Source organism: Terrabacter lapilli, assembly GCF_039531305.1.
Taxonomy (GTDB): domain Bacteria; phylum Actinomycetota; class Actinomycetes; order Actinomycetales; family Dermatophilaceae; genus Terrabacter; species Terrabacter lapilli.
Genome location: NZ_BAAAPU010000003.1, coordinates 906,227 through 923,354 on the forward strand (window position 1 = coordinate 906,227; position 17,128 = coordinate 923,354).

Annotated in this window: 17 protein-coding genes and 1 pseudogene; 13 read left to right on the forward strand and 5 right to left on the reverse strand. The window is 72.4% G+C overall.

From position 1 onward, the window contains the following. Positions 1-42: 42 nt before the first annotated feature. Positions 43-705, reverse strand: a complete 663-nt coding sequence (gene ctaE, locus ABD241_RS05600) for an aa3-type cytochrome oxidase subunit III (protein ID WP_425580695.1) — start codon at positions 703-705, stop codon at positions 43-45. A 266-nt stretch (positions 706-971) separates the two neighbouring features. Here ctaE and ABD241_RS05605 point away from each other — a divergent pair, with 266 nt between their 5' ends. Next, entirely contained in the window at positions 972-1,448 is a 477-nt protein-coding gene (locus tag ABD241_RS05605) for a response regulator (protein ID WP_344059270.1), read from the forward strand. 2 nt (positions 1,449-1,450) lie between these two features. After that, on the forward strand, positions 1,451-2,503 hold the full coding sequence (trpD, locus tag ABD241_RS05610; protein ID WP_344059272.1) for an anthranilate phosphoribosyltransferase: 1,053 nt from the start codon (positions 1,451-1,453) through the stop codon (positions 2,501-2,503). Positions 2,504-2,605: 102 nt separating this feature from the next. Here the strand turns inward: trpD and ABD241_RS05615 are convergent, their stop codons facing one another. Then, on the reverse strand, positions 2,606-2,890 hold the full coding sequence (locus ABD241_RS05615) for an Lrp/AsnC family transcriptional regulator (RefSeq protein ID WP_344059274.1): 285 nt from the start codon (positions 2,888-2,890) through the stop codon (positions 2,606-2,608). Between the two features lie 19 nt (positions 2,891-2,909). Further along, a complete protein-coding gene (locus ABD241_RS05620; protein ID WP_344059536.1) occupies positions 2,910-4,727 on the reverse strand; it encodes a DEDD exonuclease domain-containing protein in 1,818 nt (605 codons plus the stop codon). Between the two features lie 152 nt (positions 4,728-4,879). Between ABD241_RS05620 and ABD241_RS05625 the strand changes: the two genes are divergently transcribed. Both ABD241_RS05625 and ABD241_RS05630 read left to right on the forward strand, forming a co-directional pair. Next, positions 4,880-5,179 (forward strand): hypothetical protein, encoded by a 300-nt coding sequence (locus tag ABD241_RS05625; protein ID WP_344059276.1) that lies wholly within the window; start codon positions 4,880-4,882, stop codon positions 5,177-5,179. An 88-nt stretch (positions 5,180-5,267) separates the two neighbouring features. After that, positions 5,268-6,617: a hypothetical protein gene (locus ABD241_RS05630; protein ID WP_344059278.1), complete on the forward strand. Its 1,350-nt coding sequence runs from the start codon at positions 5,268-5,270 to the stop codon at positions 6,615-6,617. 17 nt (positions 6,618-6,634) lie between these two features. On the opposite strand, the gene ABD241_RS05635 is transcribed toward ABD241_RS05630, so the two are convergent. Further along, entirely contained in the window at positions 6,635-8,425 is a 1,791-nt protein-coding gene (locus ABD241_RS05635; protein ID WP_344059281.1) for an AMP-dependent synthetase/ligase, read from the reverse strand. Positions 8,426-8,706: 281 nt separating this feature from the next. On the opposite strand from ABD241_RS05635, the gene ABD241_RS05640 reads away from it, so the two are divergent. The 4 genes and pseudogenes from ABD241_RS05640 to ABD241_RS05655 all read left to right on the forward strand — a co-directional run. Continuing rightward, the gene (locus ABD241_RS05640; protein ID WP_344059283.1) at positions 8,707-9,162 is read left to right on the forward strand and encodes an SRPBCC family protein; all 456 of its coding nucleotides are present in this window, start codon (positions 8,707-8,709) and stop codon (positions 9,160-9,162) included. After that, on the forward strand, positions 9,159-9,695 hold the full coding sequence (locus ABD241_RS05645; RefSeq protein WP_344059285.1) for a hypothetical protein: 537 nt from the start codon (positions 9,159-9,161) through the stop codon (positions 9,693-9,695). Before ABD241_RS05640 ends, ABD241_RS05645 begins: the two co-directional genes overlap by 4 nt. After that, entirely contained in the window at positions 9,692-10,660 is a 969-nt protein-coding gene (locus ABD241_RS05650; RefSeq protein WP_344059287.1) for an ROK family glucokinase, read from the forward strand. The genes ABD241_RS05645 and ABD241_RS05650 overlap by 4 nt, the downstream gene beginning before the upstream one ends. 38 nt (positions 10,661-10,698) lie before the next feature. Next, positions 10,699-10,947: pseudogene (locus ABD241_RS05655) on the forward strand (endonuclease/exonuclease/phosphatase family protein); the annotation flags it as partial. Here the strand turns inward: ABD241_RS05655 and ABD241_RS05660 are convergent. Next, on the reverse strand, positions 10,885-11,538 hold the full coding sequence (locus tag ABD241_RS05660) for a hypothetical protein (protein WP_344059289.1): 654 nt from the start codon (positions 11,536-11,538) through the stop codon (positions 10,885-10,887). The pseudogene ABD241_RS05655 and the gene ABD241_RS05660 overlap by 63 nt on opposite strands. Before the next feature lie 107 nt (positions 11,539-11,645). Here ABD241_RS05660 and ABD241_RS05665 point away from each other — a divergent pair, with 107 nt between their 5' ends. The 5 genes from ABD241_RS05665 (at position 11,646) to ABD241_RS05685 (ending at position 17,084) form a co-directional block, all read left to right on the forward strand. After that, complete coding sequence (locus tag ABD241_RS05665) at positions 11,646-12,500, forward strand: lysophospholipid acyltransferase family protein (protein ID WP_344059291.1); 855 nt, start codon at positions 11,646-11,648, stop codon at positions 12,498-12,500. Between the two features lie 3 nt (positions 12,501-12,503). Next, positions 12,504-13,769, forward strand: a complete 1,266-nt coding sequence (gene macS / locus ABD241_RS05670) for a MacS family sensor histidine kinase (RefSeq protein ID WP_344059293.1) — start codon at positions 12,504-12,506, stop codon at positions 13,767-13,769. After that, the gene (locus ABD241_RS05675; protein WP_344059295.1) at positions 13,766-14,476 is read left to right on the forward strand and encodes a response regulator; all 711 of its coding nucleotides are present in this window, start codon (positions 13,766-13,768) and stop codon (positions 14,474-14,476) included. Before macS ends, ABD241_RS05675 begins: the two co-directional genes overlap by 4 nt. Positions 14,477-14,575: 99 nt before the next feature. After that, positions 14,576-16,012: a class II 3-deoxy-7-phosphoheptulonate synthase gene (locus ABD241_RS05680; protein WP_344059297.1), complete on the forward strand. Its 1,437-nt coding sequence runs from the start codon at positions 14,576-14,578 to the stop codon at positions 16,010-16,012. 1 nt (position 16,013) lies between these two features. Further along, positions 16,014-17,084 carry a threonine aldolase family protein gene (locus tag ABD241_RS05685; RefSeq protein WP_344059299.1) on the forward strand — a complete coding sequence of 357 codons (1,071 nt, stop codon included), beginning with the start codon at positions 16,014-16,016 and terminating at the stop codon, positions 17,082-17,084. The last annotated feature ends 44 nt before the right edge of the window (positions 17,085-17,128 follow it).

Genomic DNA, 17,128 nt, shown 5'->3' on the forward strand with positions numbered 1-17,128 from the left:
TGGAGAGGTGGTTCGGGTTCGTCCGGTTGCTCATGCGCCGGCTCAGCGCAGGATGTAGATCGTCGCGAAGAGCGCGATCCACACGACGTCGACGAAGTGCCAGTAGTACGAGGTCACGACAGCGCCGGTGGCGTTGGCGTGGGTGTAGCGCCGCGTGGTGAAGGTGCGGGCGATGATGAGGAGGAAGGCGATCAGGCCACCGGTCACGTGCAGACCGTGGAAGCCGGTCGCCATGTAGAAGACCGAGCCGTACGCGTCGGAGCTCAGCGTGATGTTGTCGCGGGTCAGCTCGGAGTACTCCATGACCTGGCCGGCGATGAAGAACGCGCCGAAGAGGTAGGTCAGGACGTACCACTCGCGCATGCCCCAGCCCTTGATGTCGAGCAGGCCACCGGTGCGCGCCTTCTGGCCGCGCTCGGCCTTCCAGACACCCAGCTGGCACCACACCGAGGAGATGACGAGCACGAGCGTGTTGATGCTCGCGAAGGTCACGTTGAGCTTCTCGGTGTGCGTCGCCCAGAGGTCGGGACGGACCGACTTCAGCTGGAAGTAGACGGCGAAGAGACCCGCGAAGAACATGAGCTCGCTGGAGAGCCACACGATGGTGCCGACGGCGACCATGTTGGGGCGGGTCGCAGGCCCGTGATGGGCCGGGTTTGCCACTGCGCTTGAAGGAACTGCCGATGCTGTCGCCACGTTGGACATTATTCCCACATTCAGGTCCGGCTACGCGAGCGCCCCCCCGGGGGGATCGGCTCCTCGCGCAGGTGTAGAGGGTTCGTGACCGTTTCGACACGAACCCTGAACAGCCGCCGAGGCCGTCCAGGACCAACCCTCCCATGCCCGTCCGAGCCCGTACCCCGGGAGTCCTGAACTCGGCGGCGGGGCAGGAGGACGCCTGCCGAAGCCCCGGGTGTCCGAGCGGCGAGGTGCGTGTGGAGGCCGCTGCGCACCCCGGTAGCATCGGCGGCATGACCGCCTCGAACGACAGCGCAGCGCAGGGCACGTCCACCACCCTCGCGACGACCGGCTCGACCGGGTCGCGACGCCCGGTGGCCCGGGTCAGCGTGCTGCTCTACAGCGACGACTTCACCACCCGCGACGCCGTCCGTGCCGCGGTCGGCCGTCGCCCCGCTCGCGACGTCGAGGTCGTCCGCTGGCACGAGTGCGCCACGGCAGACGCCGTCATCAGCTCCGTCGAGAGCGACCGGTTCGACATCCTGATCCTCGACGGCGAGGCCGCCAAGGTGGGTGGTCTCGGACTCGCCCGTCAGCTGAAGAACGAGATCTTCGAGTGCCCGTCGATCATCGTGCTGACCGGCCGCCCGCAGGACAGCTGGCTGGCCGCCTGGTCCCAGGCGGACCTCGCCGTGCCGCACCCGCTCGACCCGATCGCGCTGACGTCGGCGGTTGCCACGCTCGCGCGCCCGGGCGTGCCGACGGCCTGAGCATGCCGGCGGACGCAACCGCGACCTGGCCTGCCGTCCTCACCGCCCTGATCGCCGGTCACGACCTCGACCAGGGGACGGCCGAGTGGGCGATGGCCCAGATCATGACCGGGGAGGCGACGCCCTCCCAGGTCTCGGGTTTCCTCGTGGCGCTTCGCGCGAAGGGGGAGAGTGTCGAGGAGATGCGGGGGCTCGCCGAGCAGATGCTGGCGCACGCCCGCCGCATCGAGGTGCCGGGGCCGAGCCTCGACATCGTCGGCACCGGCGGTGACCGGGCACACACCGTCAACATCTCCACGATGTCCTCGATGGTGGCCGCCGCGGCGGGCGTCCGCCTGGTCAAGCACGGCAACCGCGCCGCCTCCTCCTCCTCGGGCTCCGCGGACGTGCTGGAGGCCCTGGGAGTCGACCTGTCCCTGCCGCCCGAGCGGGTGGTCGAGGTTGCGTCCGAGGCGGGAATCACCTTCTGCTTCGCCCAGACCTTCCACCCGTCCTTCCGCCACACGGCGGTGCCCCGCCGGGATCTCGGCATCGGGACCGCCTTCAACTTCCTCGGTCCGCTCACCAACCCGGCCCAGCCGACGTATGCCGCCGTGGGCTGCGCCGACGCACGCATGGCGCCGCTGCTGGCCGGGGTCTTCGCGGACCGCGGGAAGGACGCCGCCGTCTTCCGCGGTGACGACGGCCTTGACGAGGTGACGGTCTCGACGACGACGCACGTCTGGTGGGTGCGCGGTGGGGTCGTGACCGAGCGGTCGCTCGACCCGACACGTCTCGGGCTGTCCCTGCACCCGGTGGAGGCGCTGCGAGGGGGAGACGCCGCGCACAACGCCGGTGTCGTCCGCGACGTCTTCGCGGGGGCGACCGGTGCCGTCCGTGATGCAGTGCTGCTCAACGCCGGCATCGCGCTGGCGGTGACCCAGCCGGACTCCGGGCCGACCCAGGCGGACTTCGAGGCGGACGTGCGGGCGGGGATGGACCGAGCCGCCCACGCCATCGACAGCGGCGCGGCCACCGGACTCGTCGACCGCTGGGTCGAGGCCACCCGTCGCTGACCGCCGCTTTCTCCCGCTGGAAACGCCGGCGTCTCGACCGAACTTCCCTGCGCGAGGCCTCGGTCTCGTCGCGCCTGCGTGCCCCCGTGACCGTCGTGCCCGCTAGTCGCCCTCGAGACCCAGGCTGAAGGCGGCCTCGAGGTCGTGCGAGGAGTAGGTGCGGAAGGCGATGTGCGTGGAGGTCCCGACGATCCCCTGGACCTTGTTGAGCCGGTCGGCGATGACGTCGGCGAACTCCTCGTGGGCCTTCACCCGCACCATGGCGATGAGGTCGGCGTCACCGGTCACGGAGTAGACCTCCGAGACGGCGGGGATGTCGGCGACGGCCTCGGCGACCTCGGGGATGCGGTCGACCTCGCAGCGGATCATGACGATGGCGGTGATCACGAGGCCACCCTAGCCGTGCCTACACGGCTCGGCGCAGGCCGTTGCCGGTGCGCGTCAGGCCCCCGACCGGCTTGCGGGTGGCGCCCCGACCGGCAGGCACGTCGTTGTCGAACCCGACGACCTCCTGCGCAGAGGCCACGGCGGGCTCGAGCCGGCTGCGGATCAGCCCGGCGCCGCCGACCGGGCAGGTCCACGTCCCGTCGAGCTCGACGATGCGCACGCCGGGGGACTCGAGCCAGCGCAGCAGGATCTCGGTCTCCTCGGTCAGGGCCGCCGGGTGTCCGGGCCTGGGCGGCGGGACGACCTCGGCGGTGGCCTGCATCGCGTGCACGTAGGGCATCGGATCGGCCCCGCGGGGACTCACGACGGTGCCGGCGAGCCGGCCGTGACGGATGGACACCAGCTCCCACCCGCCCAGGTCGCTGCGGCGCGCGGCCACGATCTCCGAGGTGCGGAGCAGCGGTGCCAGTCGCTGTGCCCGGGCGGCCCCGCGCACGAGCTGCAGGAAGCGGTCGCGCACGCGGGAGGCGTCCTCGAAACGCTCCTGCGAGGCGAGCTCCTCGAGGCGCGCGTGCAGCAGTCCGGCCGTCGGCCGCGCGTCCCCGGAGAAGATGGCGCGGCAGTCCTCGACGACGGCGGCGTAGTCACCCTCGCTCTGCGCGCCGGTGCACGGGGCGCCGCACCGGCCCATGTCTGCCAGGGCGCAGGCCGTGCCACGGCCGGTGACCCGCCCGGTGCACTGCCGCAGCGGGACGACCTCGTGGACGGCGTCGATCGCGGCCTGCGCGGTGGCCCGGGAGCGAAATGGCCCGATGTGATGGGCGCCGTCGTCGCTGACCTTCTTGACGATGGACAGCCGCGGGAAGCGTTCCTGCGTCAGCCTGACCCACACACCTGTCCGCCCGTGCTTGGAGCGGCGGTTGAAGCGTGGCTTGTGCTCGTCGATGAGCCGCAGCTCGCGCACCTGCGCCTCGAGCGAGGTCTGGCAGACGATCGGGTGGACGACGTGGGCGAGCCGCACCATCTCGGCCATCCGGCTGCGCTGCTCGGACGCGGTGAAGTAGGTGCGCACGCGCGTGCGGATGTCGCGGCTGGTGCCGACGTAGAGGACCCGGTCGCTGCCGTCCTTGAAGAGGTAGACGCCCGGGGCGCTGGGCAGGGGGTCGGCCAGGAACCGCTTGCGTCGCTGGGACGGCGTCACCCTGGAGCTGTAGCTGCGGAGCTCCTCGAGGGTGTGCACCCCGAGGTTGCCCACTCGTTCGATGAGCCCGTGGAGGACGTCCACGGTGGCGCGGGCGTCGTGCAGGGCGCGGTGGTCGGGCGTCGTCGACGATCCGAAGACCTGCGCGAGCGAGGACAGCCGGTGGTTGGGCGACTCGTCGCGCACGACGAGCTGGCGAGCAAGGTGCAGGGTGTCCAGGACCGGGAAACCCGGCCAGGAAGCGCCGACCCGCGCTGCAGCGGCCTTGAGGAAGCCGATGTCGAAGCCGGCGTTGTGCGCCACGAGGACGCTGCCGGCGGCAAACTCGAGGAAGGCGGGCAGGGCGCTCTCGATGCGAGGGGCGTCGCGGACCATGGCGTCGGTGATGCCGGTCAGCACGGAGATGAAGGCCGGGATGGGCTCCGCCGGGTTGACCAGCGTCTGGAACTCGCCGAGTACCTCCCCGGCTCGGACCTTGACCGCGCCGATCTCGGTGATGCCGCACTGGGCGGGAGTGCCGCCGGTGGTCTCGAGGTCCACGACGACGAACGTGACGTCGGCGAGAGGGGTGCCGAGATCGTCGAACGTGGCCTGGATCGCTTGCATGACCTGGACCGTATGCCGCGCCGCCGACAACGGCGCGAAGGCGCGGCGGGCGGCGGCCACGGCTCCGGCACCCGCCACCCCCGCAGCAGGCCGGACCCCGGGAGAGCCGACGTCCACTGTCGGTGGCGGGACCTAGCGTCTTTCCTGACAGATCGCAAGGAGAGATGAGAGGTGGACCCAGGATGATGCTCGTCGACTGCCAGACCTGCCCCGTGCGGGACGTCCACTGCGCTGAGTGCGTGGTCACCGCACTGGCGTCGATTCCGCTGCGGCCGGGCGCCTCCGTGCCCGGTTCCCACGCTCACGAACCCGAGGCGCCGGAGACGCTGACGGCGCCGCTCGACCGCGCCGAGCGGCGTGCGGTCTCCGCACTGCTCGCGGCAGGGCTGGTCACCACCGCCACCGCCAACGCGGCTCGAGCGGAGCTTGCACCGGCCGCAGGTCACGGCGCCGGACGCGCACGGACCCGTCGCGCAGTGTGACAGCAGGCCGCGCCGGCCACGGGACGATGGGAACACCAACGAGGTCGCGTGACACCATGACGCGGTGTGGAGTCGGACGCGTCGTTCAATGGCTCGGCGCGCACTCGCTGCCGCCGCAACCGTCGTCGCACTGACGGGCTGCACCGCCGCAGACCCGTCCCCACAGCCCTCCGCCCATGACGGGCACGCCGCCGCAGCCCCGGACGGAGCCGGTTCCTCCTCGTCGCTCGACGACACGGGCACGAGCGTCGCCGTGGCTCCCGAGCAGTGGGCGGGAGCGCGGATTCGCTCCGTCACGGACCTGGTGCAGCGCCGGTACACCGCCGTCGGACGATCCGACCGCGCCGGCTGGTTGGGAGCCCTCGGCGACCGTCCTGACGCGTCCATGAGCGGGACGCAGGCGGCCGTGTTCGACCGCATGGCCCGGATGGGGGCCGGCGACTTCCACGTGGCCGGCCTGCGCGAGACGACACCGCCGGTGCCCGCCCCCGCCGGTGTCCCCGTGGAATGGGACGCCAGGGTGAGCCTCACCTACAGGCTGCGTGGGTTCGACACGCAACCCCGAGCCTTCGACCTCGACCTGACGTTGAAGGCCCCCTCTGGTGCCCCCGCCCGGCTCGTGGTGTCGGGATCAAGCCCCTCAGGGCGCCCCCAGCCCTGGGACCTCGCCGATCTGGTCGTGCGCAGGTCGCCCACCTCGCTCGTGCTCGCCGTCGGTGGGTCGTCACGGGTCGACGAGGTCGTCGCGCGCGCACGCACGGCCGCGACCCGGGTGGCCGCGGTCTGGGGGTCGGCACGGCCGGCCGTGTGGGTCGCGCCCGCGACCGACACGGACGCCGCCGCGCTGCTCGGGCGGACCACGGACGGGCTCGGCGAGGTGGCGGCCGCCACCGACGGCCCGCTGACGCCCGGCCAGCGCGCGGGTGCGGACCGGATCGTCCTCGTCCCCGGCGCCTGGGCCGCCCTGCGCCCCGCAGGACGGGACGTCGTCATGACGCACGAGCTGACCCACGTCACGGTCCGGGCCTCGACGACGCGAGCCGTCCCGCTCTGGCTCTCGGAGGGCTTCGCTGAGCTCGTCGCGTACGAGCCGATCGACCTGCCCGAGGCGACGATCGTCGCCCCGGCCCTGCAGCAGGTACGCGCATCGCGGCTCCCGTCTGGGTTGCCCGCCGACGCCGACTTCGAGCCGGGCACCGCCTCGCTCCCGGCGGCATACGGGCTCTCCCTGCTGGCCCTGCGCACCCTGGCCGACGTCCATGGCACCCCGGCCGTCGTGCGCCTCTACCGGGCGGCGGCAGGAGGGAGCGACATGCCCACCGCTCGCCTGGGCGACAGCGAGGCAGCGGTGGACGACGCGCTCGGGAGCGTCCTGCACACGAGCCGCGCCGCGGTGGTCAGCAGGTGGCAGCAGCGCCTCGAGCGGCTGCTGCGCTGACCCCTCAGGCGCCCGCCTCAGGCGTAGAGCTTGTCGACCTCGTCGCTGAAGTCCTTCATGACCACGTTGCGCTTGAGCTTCAGCGAGGGCGTGAGGTAGCCGTTGGCCTCGGTGAAGTCACCGGAGAGCACGGAGAACTTGCGGATCGACTCGGCCTTGGACACCGCCTCGTTGGCGCGGTCGACCGCCTCCTGCAGCGCCTCGAGCACGTGCGGGTGCGTCCGCGCCTGCTCGAGCGTCACACCCTCCAGCCCGTGGCTCTTGGCCCACAGCGGCCACATCTCCTCGTCGAGCGTGACCAGCACGCCGACGAAGGGCTTCTGGTCGCCGACGACGATGCACTGGGAGACGAGGGGGTGAGCACGCAGGCGGTCCTCGAGCACGGCCGGTGCGACGTTCTTGCCGCCGGCCGTCACGAGGATCTCCTTCTTGCGCCCGGTGATCCGCAGGTAGCCGTCGTCGTCGAGCTCCCCGACGTCGCCGGTGTGGAACCAGCCGTCGACGATGGCGTCGGCGGTGGCGCTCGCGTTGCCGTGGTAGCTCGTGAAGACCCCGACGCCCTTGAGCAGGACCTCGCCGTCGTCGGCGATCCGGATGCCGGTGCCCGGCAGCGGCGGCCCCACGGTTCCGATCTTGATCTTGTCGGGGGTGTTGACCGCGACGGGGGCGGTGGTCTCCGTCAGGCCGTAGCCCTCGAGGATGACCACGCCGATGCCCCGGTAGAAGTGGCCCAGGCGGGTGCCCAGGGGCGCGCCGCCCGACACGGCGTAGCGCACCTTGCCGCCCATGGCCGCCCGCAGCTTGCCGTAGACGAGCCGGTCGAAGAGGGCGTGCTGCAGGCGCAGCGAGAGGCCGGGACCCCCCGCGTCGAGTGCCTCGCTGTAGGCGATCGCCACGGTGGCGGCCCGGAGGAAGATCTTGCCCTTGCCCTCGGCCGAGGCCTTGGCCTCCGCGGAGTTGAAGATCTTCTCGAAGACGCGGGGCACGGCGAGCACGAAGGTCGGCTGGAACCCGGCGAAGTCGTCGAGGAGCGTCTTGATGTCGGCCGAGTGGCCCATCCGCGCCTTGCCGGTCACGCAGAGCACCTCGATGAAGCGGGCGAAGACGTGGGCCAGGGGCAGGAAGAGCAGGGTCGAGGCGTTCTCGGTCAGGACGACCTGTCCCAGCTTCTCGATGGCGTTCTCGGCCAGGTCGAGGAAGTTGCCGTGCGTCAGCTCGCAGCCCTTGGGCCGTCCGGTGGTGCCGGAGGTGTAGATGATCGTGGCGACCGAGCGGCGGTCGAGGCCGGCCTTGCGGGACGCGAGCTCCTCGTCGGACACGGCTCGACCCTTCTCCCGCAGCCCGTCGAGCCCGCCGTCCTCGATCGTGACGACGTGGCGCAGCGAGGGGAGGTCGCCGCGGAGCTGGTCGACCACACCACGGTGTGAGGGTGTCTCGACGACGACGAGCTGGGCGTCGGAGTCGGACAGGATCCACTGGACCTGCTCCGGGGAGGAAGTCTCGTAGATCGGAACGACCACGGCCCCTGCCGTCCACGCGGCGAAGTCGACCAGCGTCCACTCGTAGCGGGTGCGCGACATGAGGCCGACCCGGTCGCCGGGCTGGACGCCCTCCGCGACGAGGCCCTTGGCGACGGCTGCCACGTCCTCGGCGAACTGCGACCAGGTCAGGTGTGTCCACCCGCCCGACGGCGTCTTGCGCGAGAACGCGGTCTCGGTCGGTGCCTCGGCCGCGTTGCGCGCGGGCAGGTCCGCGAGGCTGCCCTCCGTGGTGACCGGGGCAAGCGGTGCGACGACGTTGTCCTTCAACTGTCACTCCTCGTGGGGCGGGAACTGGGCTGCACCATACCGACGGGTAACCCACATGGGCCACGTCAGCAAGGTCACAGTCGGGTCCCGGTGCAGACGGGTCCGTCGGCGCAGGGCTGCCGTCGTCCCCATCTTGGCACGCAGCGGACCGGCGGTGGCGGTGGCCGGTGGACGCGGGCGTGACGCGGCAGACGGGCGGGCGGGACGGCCCCCCGGCGTGACTGCGGCGCGGGCCGGGGACGCGACGTGTGGTGCGCCGCTGACGCGATAGCCTTCCGCGCATGGCCGATCGCACGGAGTCCTCCATCGTCATCGACGCACCCCCGGGCGAGGTGCTCGACGTCATCGCGGACTTCGAGGCATATCCCCGTTGGGCCGGCGAGGTCAAGGACGTGACGGTGCTCGCCGAGGAGGGCGACGGCTGGGCCGACCAGGTGCAGTTCACCCTCGACGCCGGCGCCATCAAGGACACCTACGTCCTCGACTACGACTGGGACGTCGTGGAGGACGGCACCGGTGTCGTGTCCTGGTCGCTGGTGTCGGCCCAGGTGCTCAAGACGATGAACGGCTCCTACACCCTGGTGGCCGACGGGACCGGTACGAAGGTGACCTACCGTCTCGCCGTCGACGTCAAGATCCCGATGATCGGGCTGCTCAAGCGTCGGGCCGAGAAGGTCATCGTCGACACGGCCCTCAAGGAGCTGAAGAAGCGCGTCGAGGCCTCCGACCGCACGTGACGCCCACCGACCGGTCCGAGCAGCCCCCGCAGCCGGACGAGCCCACGCCCCCGCCCGCCGCAGGAGGAGGCGCCGACGCGCCGCCGCACGCCAGCGTGGCGGAGGAGGCGGCCAAGCTCGTCGAGCTGCTGTCGCGTCGCGGCTGGCCCGCGTCCTCGGGTATGCCGTCCGGCAGCTCTGCAGGCCGCGGTGACGCAGCGGGGTCGGGCAGGGCGGCGCCGGCCGGCAGCCCGCCCGGTCCCGAGGGCTCGGACGGCACGGGGCGCGCCGGGCCGGCGGCGCAGGCCGAGCAGGCGGGGAACGCGGGGCCGGGAGAGTGCACCTGCGGAGGGACCACGCCTGCCGCCTGCCGCGTGTGCCCGGTCTGCCAGGTGATCGCGCTCGTCCAGCAGGTGAGCCCGGACACGATCGAGAGAGTGGCCGACTTCGTCGGCTTCGCGGCCGGCGCGCTGCGCGAGCTGGCTGCGGCGCAACGCGAACGGCAGGCATCACCCGGCGAGGACGACGGGACCGGACCGGAAGGCAGGGCATGAGCAGGCGACTTGCCATCGGCATCGACATCGGCGGCACGAAGGTCGCCGGTGGTGTCGTCGACGAGTCGGGGGTCATCGTCCACCGCACCCGTCGGGACACCCCGCACCGGTCGACGTCGCCCTCGGTCGTCGAGGACACGATCGTCGAGTCGGTCGAGGAGCTGCTGTGCCAGGTCGAGCCCGGTGACGTGGTCGCCGTCGGCATCGGGGCAGCCGGCTTCGTCGCCGAGGACCGGGCGACCGTCGTGTTCGCCCCGCACCTCTCGTGGCGCAACGAACCCCTGCGCGAGGCGCTCTCGCAGCGCATCGACCTGCCGATCACCGTCGACAACGACGCCAACGCGGCGGCGTGGGCCGAGGCGACCTTCGGGGCGGCGCGGGGCGAGTCGCACGTCGTGGTGATCACCCTCGGCACGGGGATCGGTGGCGCGCTCATCATCGACGGCAAGGTCCAGCGTGGCCGCTACGGCATCGCCGGCGAGTTCGGCCACATGCAGATCATGCCGGGCGGGGTGCGCTGCGAGTGCGGCAACCGCGGCTGCTGGGAGCAGTACGCGAGCGGCAACGCCCTCGTGCGCGAGGCCCGCGCCATGATCGAGGCGGGGTCGCCGGTCGTGGCCGACCTGCTCTCACGCCTCCGCGGCGACGCGAACGGCCTCACCGGCCCGTTCATCACCGAGGCGGCCCGGGAGGGTGACGCGACCGCCCGGGAGCTGCTCGCCGACATCGGTGAGTGGCTGGGCGTGGGCCTGGCCAACCTCGCGTCGGCGTTCGACCCCGGGCTGTTCGTCATCGGCGGTGGTGTCAGCGCGGCCGACGAGATGCTGATCGGCCCGGCCCGCGAGGCCTTCCGCCGCCAGCTCCCGGGCCGTGGCTACCGTCCCGAGGCGCGCATCGTGCGTGCCGTGCTGGGCAGTGACGCCGGCCTGATCGGCGCGGCCGAGCTCGCCCGCGCCGGCCACTGACGATGGTGCGGCGCACTCCGCCGCACCTCCTGCGGGTGATGAGCTGGAACCTGCGCGACCTCCAGGACGACCGGGCTGCGGTGGCACGCGTCATCCGCGCCGTGGACCCCGACGTGCTGTGCCTGCAGGAGGTGCCGAGGAGGCTGACGACGCAGCTAGGTCCCGCCCTTCGCGGAGCCGGCGGGACGGCATACGACCTCTTGGCCGCCCGAGCCGCCGACCGGCTAGAGCCGGGTGCCGTCGTCGAACGGGTCGCGCTCGGTCCCGCCGCGCAGCACGAGCAGGACGAAGCCGACGACGACCATGGCGAGCGCGGTGGCGATCCACCAGCCACTGCCGTCCCGGTCGAAGAAGAGCAGGTAGAGGAGCAGGAGCGGACCGCCCACGAGGCCGCCGACGATGGCCCAGAACATCGGGTCGGTCTCGGCGGAGGGCAGGTCGATCTCCGAGGGCGGGACGAAGTGCTCGTCGTCGTCGACCGCGTCTGCCGCGTCGAGGGCGCCGTCGGTGCCGTCGACGCCGTCGCGCGCGGTGCTGCCGCGCCAGGAGTGCGACGTCGTCGGCGCGATGGGCAGCCCCAGCTGGGCGGACGGGGCGGCGGAGGTGGGGGAGCCGGGAGCAGCCGGAGCACCCGGAGCGCTCGGAGCACTCGGAGCAACCGGTGCGCCCGATGTCTCCGGCACCGCGGATGCGGTCGGCGGCTGCTGGTCTGCGTCGCCCTCGTCACCCGCGGGGTGGGGGTCTGTGGCGTCGCCCTGATCGGGTTCGGCGACCTCCGTCTCGGCCTGGCGCGGCGCGCGCGGTTGCGGGTCCGGCGCCTCCTCGTCCCAGCCGGCGATGATGCGAGCGAACTCGGCGTCGAGGTCACGATCACTCACGACGGCTCCTGGGGCGAAACGACTGGTTTTGATGATCCTCGCATGCGGCGCCCGGCCCGCGCGAGTGACGTAGAGTTCGACCGGTCACAGACGGAAGGCGGACACGGTTGTTCTACTGGTTCCTCAAGACGATCGTCATCGGGCCGATCATCAAGCTCCTGTTCCGTCCGTGGGTCGAGGGCGACGAGAACATCCCCGATGAGGGTGCCGCGATCTTCGCGAGCAACCACCTGTCGTTCTCCGACTCCATCTTCCTGCCGCTGGTCGTCTCACGCCGGGTGACCTTCCTGGCCAAGAGCGACTACTTCACCGGCCGCGGCGTCAAGGGCCGGCTGACCGCGGCCTTCTTCAAGGGCGTCGGGCAGCTGCCCGTGGACCGCTCCGGCGGCAAGGCGAGCAACGCCGCCCTGAACTCGGGCCTGAAGGTCCTCCGCCGCGGTGAGCTGCTCGGCATCTACCCCGAGGGCACCCGATCGCCCGACGGACGGCTCTACCGCGGCCGCACGGGCGTCGCCCGGATGGCGCTCGAGGGCAAGGTCCCCGTCATCCCCGTCGCCATGATCGGCACGGACAAGGCGCAGCCCACGGGCAAGGTCATCCCGCGGATCATGCGGGTCGGGGTGCGGGTCGGCAAGCCGCTCGACTTCTCGCGTTACGAGGGCATGGAGGACGACCGGTTCGTGCTGCGCTCGATCACCGACGAGATCATGTACGAGCTGATGCTCCTCTCGGGCCAGGAGTACGTCGACATGTATGCGACGTCGATGAAGGACCGGCTCATGTCGGCCGCCCGGGCCAAGGCGCGGGAGCTGCAGGAGGCTGCCAAGCCGGGCACGGCCGCGCCCGAGCTCGAGGCGGCTCTCGACGCGGCCGAGGGCAAGTCCCGAGCCGACGAGGGCAAGGGGCGCGCGGCCGACGACCGCGACGACGAGGGGGACACCCCCGTCGTGGCGGCCTCCTGAGGCATGGCGCCCAGCCGCGGCTCCGCCGGGCCGGGTGGCCGGGCTGAGCCCGAGGTCCTCGCCTCGTCGGCAGGCCGCGTCCTGGCCGACGAGCACGCCGTCGTCCGGGGGCTGTGGAGGGTCATCGACGTCTTCCGCTGGCTGGCCCTCGCGTATGCCGTGTGGGCGGCCTGGGAGCGGCACGACCGCATCGCGCACCCCGCCGCGGCGGTCGCGGTCCTCGCGGTCCTGGCCGCTTGGACCCTGGCGGTCACCCTCCGCCCGGTGCGGGAGGTGCGGGCCTACACGGTCGAGCTCGCGATCGGGTGCGCCGCCATCCTCGCGACGCGGCTGGTCGACGACCCCACCGTCATCACGGGGGGCGCCAAGACCATCCCGTCCATCTGGCCGACGGCCGCTGTCGTCGGCTTCGCGGTGCTCCGCGGCTGGCGCGGCGGGCTCGTCGCGGCGGCCGTGGTGGCGGCGTGCTCCTTCGTCGAGGTGGTGGAGCCGACGCCCAACACCGTCACCAACTCGATCTTCGGCCTGATGCTCGGCGGCTGCCTTGGCTACTGCGTCGACCTCGCACGGGCGAGCCATGCGGCGCTCGCGGAGTCGATGCGGCTCGACGCCGCCCGGGCGGAGCGGGACCGCCTGGCCCGGACCGTCCACGACGGCGTGCTCCAGACGCTCGCGTTCATCAACCGCCGCGCCGGCGACCTCGGCGGCGAGGCGGCGAGGCTCGGGGCGATGGCCGGCGAGCAGGAGCGGATCCTGCGCACGCTGGTGAGCCAGACGGACCTCGCCGAGGTGGGGCGGGCCGTGAGCGGCGACGCCGACCTGCGGGCGCTGCTGCGCCACGTCGAGGGGGAGGGCGTCCAGCTCGTCTCGCCCGCCGACCCGGTGCTCCTGCCGCGGCGCGTCGCCGACGAGCTCGTCGCCGCCGTCGAGGCGGCGCTCGACAACGTGCGCCAGCACGCCGGCACCGAGGCGCGGGCGTGGGTGCTCGTCGACGCGGACGACGACGAGGTGGCCGTCACGGTGCGCGACTCAGGTGCCGGCGTTCCTCCCGGGCGTCTGGAGGAGGCGGCCGACCAGGGCCGTCTCGGCGTCTCCTCGAGCATCCTGGGACGGCTGGCCGACCTCGGCGGGACCGCCACCGTCACCTCCGGGCCGACCGGTGGCACCACGGTGGAGATGCGCGTCCCCCACCACCGGGCACCCGGGGCGGCCCGCCGTCCCGGCCTTGCCCATCCCCACCCCGGCACCCACGTCCCAGGAGCATCGTGACGAGACAGCAGGACGCCCTCCCGCCGCAGCCGCTCGCCCGCGCGGAGCAGATCCGCGTCGTGGTCGCCGACGACCACCCCATGTGGCGCGACGCGGTGGCCCGCGACCTCGCCGACGCCGGCTTCGAGGTCGTCGCGACCGCGGACGACGGGCGCTCGGCGCTGGCCCGCACCCGCGCGACCACGCCCGACGTGCTCGTCCTGGACCTCAACCTCCCGGGTCTCGGCGGCGCGCAGGTCTGCGCCGCCCTGGCCGCGGCGGGGGTGCCGACCCGCATCCTCATCCTGTCCGCGAGCGGCGACCACCAGGACGTCCTCGACGCCGTCAAGGCAGGAGCGCTCGGCTACCTCGTGAAGTCGGCCGGCCGCGAGGAGTTCCTCGCTGCTGTGCGCGCCACGGCCGTCGGCGAGCCCGTCTTCACCGCGGGCCTCGCGGGGCTGGTGCTCGGCGAGTTCCGGCGCGTCAAGGCGGCCGGCGGCGGCACGCCCGAGCGCCCCATCCCCGAGCTCACCGACCGCGAGACCGAGATCCTCAAGTACGTCGCGACCGGCATGGGCTACAAGGACATCGCGGCCACCCTCTTCCTCTCGCACCGCACCGTGCAGAACCATGTCCAGAACATCTTCGGCAAGCTCCAGATGCACAACCGGGTCGAGCTCGCCCGGTTCGCGATGGAGCGCGGCCTCGACCTCGCCGACCCCTCCTGAGCGACTCCGCTGTCCTGGGCCCGCCGGCGCGTGGACGAGACGGCGCCCCCCGCGACCGGGCCGGGCGGCATACGCCCTCGGGTCGCTCGAGGTTTCGGGATGCGGACCCCGGCGGGGGCGGCCGCCTGCGGCGTCTACGCTTGCGGGGTGAACACGAGGTCTGTCACCGCCGATGTCGGCCTTGCACCCGGTGACGGGTCCGAGGCCCTCGCCGCCCTCACGGCTGCGGCCAGCGAGCTCGAGGCCGCGCAGCAGCCTGCCTGGCCCGACACGGCCGCCCTGGCCGAGGTGATCGAGACGCTCGCGTCGTACCCGCCGCTCGTCTTCGCCGGCGAGTGCGACATCCTCACCGACCGGATGGCCAAGGCTGCCGTCGGCGAGGCGTTCGTGCTCCAGGGCGGAGACTGCGCCGAGACGTTCGCGTCCGCGACGGCCGACAACATCCGCGACCGCATCAAGACCATCCTGCAGATGGCCGCGGTCCTGACCTACGGCGCCTCCGTGCCGGTCGTCAAGATCGGGCGGATGGCGGGCCAGTACGCCAAGCCCCGCAGCTCCACCGTCGAGACCCGCGAGGGCGTGACGCTACCCGCCTTCCGCGGCGACATGGTCAACGACTTCGCCTTCCACGAGACGGCGCGCGTCCCCGACCCGCAGCGCCTCGTCCGCGCCTACCACGCGAGCTCGGCGACCCTGAACCTCGTACGCGCCTTCACGACAGGCGGATTCGCCGACCTGCGCCACGTGCACGACTGGAACCGCGGGTTCGTCGCCAACTCGGCCAACCAGCGCTACGAGAAGATCGCCAAGGACATCGACAAGGCGATGCGCTTCATGTGGGCCTGTGGCGCCGACTTCGACGCCATGCGCACCGTCGAGTTCTACGCCGCGCACGAGGCGCTGCTCCTGGACTACGAGCGGCCGCTGACTCGCATCGACTCGCGCTCCGGGCGCCTCTACGACACCTCCGGCCACTTCGTGTGGGTCGGCGAGCGCACCCGCCAGCTCGACGGCGCCCACGTCGACTTCGTCTCGCGCATCAGCAACCCGATCGGCGTCAAGCTCGGCCCCAAGGCCGACATCGACGAGGTGCTGCGGCTCATCGACAAGGTCGACCCCAACCGCACCCCGGGACGCCTCACCTTCATCACGCGGATGGGGGCGGGCACGATCCGCGACGCGCTGCCGGCCATCGTCGACAAGGTGACCGCGTCCGGCGCGACGGTGACGTGGATCTGCGACCCGATGCACGGCAACACCTTCGAGAGCCCCTCCGGCTACAAGACACGCGACTTCGAGGACATCGTCGAGGAGGTCCGCGGCTTCTTCGAGGTGCACCAGTCGCTCGGCACGATCCCCGGCGGCATCCACGTCGAGCTGACCGGCAACGACGTCACCGAGTGCCTCGGCGGCGCCGAGAAGATCATCGACTCCGACCTCGAGAAGCGCTACGAGTCGGTGTGCGACCCGCGCCTGAACCACCAGCAGTCGCTCGAGCTCGCGTTCGTCGTCGCCGAGATGCTCGGCCAGGCCTGAGGTGGCGTCGGGCACCGGCAGCCCGTACAAGGCGGACCTGCTCAGCGACACCCTGACGCGGCCGTCCGAGGCGATGCGCGAAGCCATGGCCGGGGCCGAGGTGGGCGACGACGTCTTCGGCGAGGACCCGACGCTGCGCGCGCTCGAGGAGCGCCTCGCCGACCTGCTCGGCCACGAGGCAGGGCTCTTCACGCCGTCCGGCTCGATGGCCAACCAGCTCGGCGTGCGTCTGCACGTCAAGCCGGGTGAGGAGCTCATCGGCGACTCGCTGGCGCACGTCGTGCGCGCCGAGCTGGGCGCTGCCGCCGTGCTGTCCGGCATCTCGTCGCGCACGTGGGCGTCCGAGCGCGGGCGCTTCCGTGCGGACGACGCCGCGTCCCTGATGGTCACCGGCGTCGGTCCGTACCAGGTGTGCACCTCGCTGGTGGTCGTCGAGAACACCCACAACTTCGGTGGTGGCACCGTCCAGTCGCTCGAGGAGATCCGACGCGCCCGCGCTCTCACCCGCGAGCGGGGCGTCGCGATGCACCTCGACGGCGCGCGCCTCTTCAACGCCCACGTGGCGTCCGGTGTGCCGGTCGGGGACTACGGCCGCGAGTTCGACACCGTCTCGGTCTGCCTCAGCAAGGGTCTCGGGGCGCCCGTGGGGAGTGTGCTCGTGGGCTCGGCCGAGGCCATGGCCGAGTCGCGCGTGTGGCGCAAGCGCTTCGGCGGGGGTATGCGCCAGGCCGGGATCCTCGCCGCCGCAGGGCTCTACGCCCTCGAGCACAACGTCGAGCGGCTCGCCGAGGACCATGCTCGCGCGCGTCGGGCGGCCGAGGCACTGGCGGAGGCCGCTCCCGGGGTGGTCGATCTCGCAACCGTCGAGACCAACATCGTCATCGCCGACGTCGCGGCAGCGGGGTGGACCTCGGCGGCCTTCGTCGAGGCGGCCCTCGCCGGTGGGGTGCGCACGTATGCCGTCGGGCCGGGTGCCGTGCGCCTCGTCTGGCACCTCGACGTCGACGACGCGGGCACCGACGTCGCCGTCGACGTCCTCACCGCGCTGCTGCGGTCGGGCCCGGCCGCCTGACCCTCGGGCTGCGACCGGCAGTCTCCTTCCCGACGTCGCCCGAG